This is a genomic window from uncultured Anaerococcus sp. (assembly GCF_963510575.1).
GTDB lineage: Bacteria > Bacillota > Clostridia > Tissierellales > Peptoniphilaceae > Anaerococcus.
The window spans coordinates 1-5,319 of record NZ_CAUPFR010000107.1 but is presented as its reverse complement, the minus strand read 5'-3'; the positions used below and the strand labels follow the sequence as shown (position 1 = coordinate 5,319).

6 protein-coding genes are annotated in these 5,319 nt (G+C 36.9%); all 6 read left to right on the top strand.

Annotation, left to right across the window (positions count from 1 at the left end; all coding sequences use genetic code 11):
* Window positions 1-225 precede the first annotated feature (225 nt).
* Window positions 226-1,389: a glycosyltransferase gene (locus RQ907_RS07415; RefSeq protein ID WP_311492739.1), complete on the top strand. Its 1,164-nt coding sequence runs from the start codon at window positions 226-228 to the stop codon at window positions 1,387-1,389.
* Window positions 1,358-2,371 (top strand): glycosyltransferase, encoded by a 1,014-nt coding sequence (locus RQ907_RS07410; protein ID WP_311492738.1) that lies wholly within the window; start codon window positions 1,358-1,360, stop codon window positions 2,369-2,371. Before RQ907_RS07415 ends, RQ907_RS07410 begins: the two co-directional genes overlap by 32 nt.
* On the top strand, window positions 2,355-3,047 hold the full coding sequence (locus RQ907_RS07405) for a hypothetical protein (protein WP_311492737.1): 693 nt from the start codon (window positions 2,355-2,357) through the stop codon (window positions 3,045-3,047). The genes RQ907_RS07410 and RQ907_RS07405 overlap by 17 nt, the downstream gene beginning before the upstream one ends.
* 146 nt (window positions 3,048-3,193) lie before the next feature.
* The gene (locus tag RQ907_RS07400; RefSeq protein WP_311492736.1) at window positions 3,194-3,550 is read left to right on the top strand and encodes a DUF2089 domain-containing protein; all 357 of its coding nucleotides are present in this window, start codon (window positions 3,194-3,196) and stop codon (window positions 3,548-3,550) included.
* Window positions 3,543-4,595, top strand: a complete 1,053-nt coding sequence (locus RQ907_RS07395; protein ID WP_311492735.1) for a DUF4097 family beta strand repeat-containing protein — start codon at window positions 3,543-3,545, stop codon at window positions 4,593-4,595. The genes RQ907_RS07400 and RQ907_RS07395 overlap by 8 nt, the downstream gene beginning before the upstream one ends.
* 77 nt (window positions 4,596-4,672) lie before the next feature.
* Window positions 4,673-4,897: a hypothetical protein gene (locus RQ907_RS07390; protein ID WP_311492734.1), complete on the top strand. Its 225-nt coding sequence runs from the start codon at window positions 4,673-4,675 to the stop codon at window positions 4,895-4,897.
* Window positions 4,898-5,319 lie beyond the last annotated feature (422 nt).

The following is a 5,319-nucleotide window of genomic DNA, read 5'->3' as shown; positions in this document are numbered from 1 at the left end:
AGCCGAGTGGGGTCTGGGGAGGCAGGTTGGGGAACGTCCGGAACGTTCCCCTGGGCCTCCCCAGGTACGAAGAGATATTGTTAGAATATTAGAATTATTAAAAGATGAGTTAATCTCGGATTAACAAAAGAATAATAACTTATCTTGGATAAGAATCTCTATCTTAATGTGAAGTTTATTGTAAAATTCCTGGCAAAAAGAGTATTATATTTTAAGAGAGGAATTATGAAAATTTTAATTACAAGTGATTGGTACTATCCTGTTGTTAACGGGGTGGTACGTTCAGTTATGAATTTAATAGAATATCTTGAGGGCGAGGGTCATGATGTTAGGGTCCTTACCCTTTCTAATACAACAAAGTCATACAAGGATGGCAAGGTTTATTATGTTGGGTCTCTTTCTGCGGAAAAAATTTATCCTCAAGCGAGGATTTCAAATTTGCTTGCCAAGAGTCACCTAAAGGAGATTAAGGCTTGGGGGCCTGAGGTTGTCCACTCCCAGTGTGAATTTTCGACTTTTATGATGGCTAAGAGGATTTCGAGTGATTTGCGAATCCCTCTTGTCCATACCTACCACACTATTTATGAGGATTACACTCATTATTTTATCCCATCAAAACAGGCCGGCAAGAAGATTGTTTCTGTGGCAAGCAAGACTTTGGCTAGCCTTTGCGATAGGATAGTTGTGCCAACAGCCAAAACCGAAAATCTTTTGATTGATTACGGTGTTAAGCCTGATAAGATTGATATTATCCCAACTGGCATCCACATACCAGACCTTTATGACAAGGCTCTTTTGAGGAAATCTTTGGGAATAGCGGACGATGCCAAGGTTTTATTGTACCTAGGCAGGCTTGGGGCTGAGAAGAATATCCAAGAAGTCATGGAGTATTACGATAGGCTAAAAGACCCTGAAATAAAGCTTTACATAGTGGGTGGGGGACCATATCTTGATACCTTGAAGGAAGATGCTGCCAAAATTTCAAAGGAAGTTATTTTTACAGGTATGGTTGAGGCGAATTCTGTAAATCGCTACTACCAGGCGGCAGATATTTTTGTCACTGCATCCACATCTGAAACCCAAGGCCTAACCTATTATGAAGCCCTAGCCAACGGTACCATTGCCCTTTGTAGGAATGATTCTGTCCTTGATGGGGTAATAAAAAATGGTTTTAATGGTTTTAAGTATGAAAATTTTGAAGAATTTGAGGAATTTATCGAAAGAGTTTTCTCAGACGGGGAATACAAAGAATTATTAGAAATAAATACCAGAGAATATGCCAAGGAAAATTTTTCTGTGGATGGGTTTGGAACTAAGTGCCTAGCCTGCTATGCCAAGGCGATTAAGGAATATAAACGTGAAAGTATTAATATATTCAAAAGACTATAAAACTGTGAAGGAATCAGGCGTTGGCAAGGCTATCGACCATCAAATCAAGGCCTTAAAACTCGTAGGCTGTGATTTTACCCTCGATGAGAAGGATGATTTCGACCTAGTTCACATTAACACAACCCTTCCTGGATCAGTTCATTTTGCTTCAAAGGCAAAGAAAATGGGCAAAAAAGTTATCTATCACGGCCATTCAACCATGGAAGATTTTAAAAATTCCTTTATTTTTTCAAATCAAATCGCTCCCCTCTTTAAAAAATGGCTGATTTATGCCTATAAAAAGGGAGATTTGGTCTTGACCCCTACAAACTATTCGAAAAAAATTTTAGCTACTTACGGCCTAAACCGACCTATAGAAGTGGTTTCAAATGGGATTGACCTTAATTTTTGGCAAAAAAAACCCAAAGATAGGGAGAATTTCTACAAAAAATATGGCTTAAATCCAGAAAAAAAGTCAATTATTTCTGTGGGCCTGCCCATAAAAAGAAAGGGCATTGACGATTTTTTAAAGCTTGCAAAGAAAATGCCCCAATATGAATTCTTATGGTTTGGTAAGCTAGATAGGGCCCTTATGAGTCCTGAAATTAAAAAGGAGATGGAAGAAGCTCCAGCAAATTTCCACACTCCTGGTTATGTATCTAGTGAGGGAATAAGAGAAGCTTACGCAGGTTCTGACCTCTACGCTTTTTTGACCCACGAAGAAACTGAAGGCATTGTCCTTCTTGAGGCCCTAGCAACCAAGGCTCAAATCCTAATCCGAGATATAGAAATTTTCCAAGACGGCTTTGTCGATGGGGAAAATATCTACAAGGGAAAGACCCTAGACGATTTTGAAGGAAAAATCAAAGGGATTTTAGAAGGGACTTTACCAGACCTATCGGAAATCGCCTATGAAAAAGCGAAAGAAAAGTCAATCGAGAAAACTGGAGCAAGGCTTGTTTACCTTTACGAAAGGACTATGAAAAATGAGATCAATAATTAAAATGGTTGGAATTCTAATCTTATTTATTTTTCCACCCCTCTTTGTAAATTGTTTTCTAATAGGTTTTGATATTTACGGGGAATCTGCAATGTTTATTTCCCAAATTGGGATAATTGGTATAAGCCTTGTTGTAATCCTTCTTTATCTTAGGGGCAAAAGGCTTTACGAGGCTAAGACCCTTATGCTAATTGATGGGGCAAAATCTATCGAAGATTTAGAAAAATTAAGGGATAAAAGGATTACTTATGACTCAAAGGCTGCCATTACCAAGGCAATTTTGCTAAGGGATTTTAGTGAAAAAGAGGCGGAAAAGCTTAAGAAATACACAAATAAAGTGGCTGATATGGAACACTACTACTCAGGCCTTATAAAAAATGCCGACCCAAGCCTTAGAGAAGAATACAAAGTAAGACGTGATAATTTCAACAAAAAATACAAGCATAAGAGTCTTGTATATTCAGATTTTAAGGAAAACCTAAGAATGAGCCTTAAGTGGCTAGGTGGGTTTTTCCTAATTTTGATAGGTACAGGCTTGGTTCAAAAATTTACTACTATCAAGGACCTCTATGTGTTTGCCTATATATTTCAAATGGTATTTGGGCTGGGTTTCATGATAAATACCATAATTTGGTTATCAAGGACTCTCAAATCTTATTGGGACAAGGACTATATTTAAGATTGGCTAAAGCCAATCTTTTTTTATGGGAAAGTTAAAAGCGAAATTCATATATTAAAGAATTTAAAATAAAAACTTAAAATATTGAATATAGACTTTACAAAAATAAAAGTGCGTAGTATAATTCAATCAAAAGGGAGGTTCTTATGATAAATAAATGTCCAAACTGTGGTGACCAAATGGTTATCACCTCATATAGATGCAATAATTGCTACACAGAAGTACATGGAGAGTTTGAAGTTGACTCATTTTCAAGATTAGATAAGGAAGATAAAGAATTTATTGAGCTATTTCTACAAAAAAGAGGTTCTATCAAGGATGTAGGAGAAGAAATAGGAATTTCCTACCCAACAGTCAGAAATAGGATTGATAAGATTGTAAGCAAACTAGGTGGCACAATCGACAAGAAATCTCACAGGCTAGACATCTTAAATATGCTAGATAATGGCGAAATTACAACAGAAAAAGCTAAGGAATTACTAGAGGAGATAAACAATGACTGAAGAAAAACAACTAATCCTAAATATGCTTAAGGAAGGCAAAATTACAGTCGAAGAAGCAAGCGACCTTCTAGGAGCGATTGGGGATAAAAAAACAAAGGAAAATGACTTTGCAGGCAAAATCACATCTACAGTTGATTCTATTATCAAAAAGGCAACTGAAGCTATATCTGCAATCGACCTTGATCAAGCCTTTGATATCAACAATTTCAACCTAAAAGGCGAAATAAATACCCACAAGGATATTAGGGTAGATGATGAAATCAATGAGATAAATATTGACCTAATTAACGGAGAAATCTTAGTTGAAAAGGCAACAGACGCAGGAATCGTAATCTCAGCTGACATCTTTGCTAAAAAAGGCAATCTCGAAGACTACATAGATGTAGAAATTAGGGACGGGGTCCTAGAAATAAAAGAAAATGATGCTTACAAAAATATTGGAGCAAACGTAAAGCTTAGGGTCCAAGTTGGCAAAGATTTCTATGAAAAATTAGACATCAACACTGTAAATGCCATGGTAGAAATTGCAGATACCGATTTTGGAAACCTAAATATTGACTCTGTAAATGGCAAGATTATGGTGATTAACAGCAAATCAGCCATAGATATAGATAATGTAAATGGTAAAATTGACATCAAAAATATAGAAGGCTCTTTAAATATCGACAATGTTTCAGGAGCAATTTACCTTTCTGGAATCAAAGGTGATAAGATTGAAGTAGACAATATTTCTGGAAATATCAGGGTAGATGGACTAGCAAGCGATAAAATTACCGCAGGTTCAAGGTCTGGCTCAATTAGGATTTACAATATCAAAGATACAAAAGACATAGACCTAGAGACAGTTAGCGGAATGATTGTGGTAGATACAACCGACTACGAAGGTGAAATCAAGGCCTTTGTTGACAGTTCGGCAGTAAATGTCACAGAAAAATTCCAAAATAAAATAAAAACCGATGAAGGATACGACCTATCAACTTCAACAGACGAGGCAAAATTAACCATAAAAGCCGAAACCTGCAGCGGAAAGGTATCCTTAAGATAGAAAGGTGGGCAGAAGCCCATCTTTTTTTGACCCTATAAATATGATATAATAAAGAAAAGAAGTGAAAGGAGCTTTTTATGAAAGAAGAAAACCAAAAGCAAAAATCCTTTAAAAAAAGAATCGTATTTTACATCTTACAAATAACCCTAGCCGGCTTATTCATCTACCAATCCCTAGAAAAAAACCTAGGAGGCCTAGTAAAAAAATTCAACCCCCTACTCTTTGGCATAGGAATTGCCTTGATAATAATGGATGCCGTGTTTATATATATGGAATGGAAAACCCACAAAAGAACGTCTTGATTAAGATGTTCTTTTTTATTTTCAGAAAATAATTTTTTCACTAGGTGAGTCTATTAATCCAGGAATATTATCTTTTTCTCTTCAATCCGAGATTGAATCATCTTTTTTTGTTAATCCAAGATTAACTTTATCTTATAAATGATCTAGGTCATTTACATGACCTCTCCGTAATCGGGAGGGACGCTAAGGGACCTTCCGTATGGTCCCTCATCGCTTCCCTCCCGAACCCTCCCTTTCCTTACACCCCCAGACGGCTCCTTAAGCGGAGGGCGGAAGGAGAAGTTTGCCTATGGCAAACCTCTTTAGTAGGAGGATTGACCCTGTTTATGTAAGCTGTAATCCCCACTGATTTCTAATCGTCGGGTTGCTAAAAACTGATAACTCGCTATCGCTCAAACAATCAGTTTTCTTAACGCAACCCT

Coding starts and splice junctions, on each gene's coding strand:
- RQ907_RS07415 (WP_311492739.1), top strand. CDS start 226: ATGAAAATTTTAATTACAAGTGATTGGTACTATCCTGTTGTTAACGGG.
- RQ907_RS07405 (WP_311492737.1), top strand. CDS start 2,355: ATGAGATCAATAATTAAAATGGTTGGAATTCTAATCTTATTTATTTTT.
- RQ907_RS07400 (WP_311492736.1), top strand. CDS start 3,194: ATGATAAATAAATGTCCAAACTGTGGTGACCAAATGGTTATCACCTCA.
- RQ907_RS07395 (WP_311492735.1), top strand. CDS start 3,543: ATGACTGAAGAAAAACAACTAATCCTAAATATGCTTAAGGAAGGCAAA.
- RQ907_RS07390 (WP_311492734.1), top strand. CDS start 4,673: ATGAAAGAAGAAAACCAAAAGCAAAAATCCTTTAAAAAAAGAATCGTA.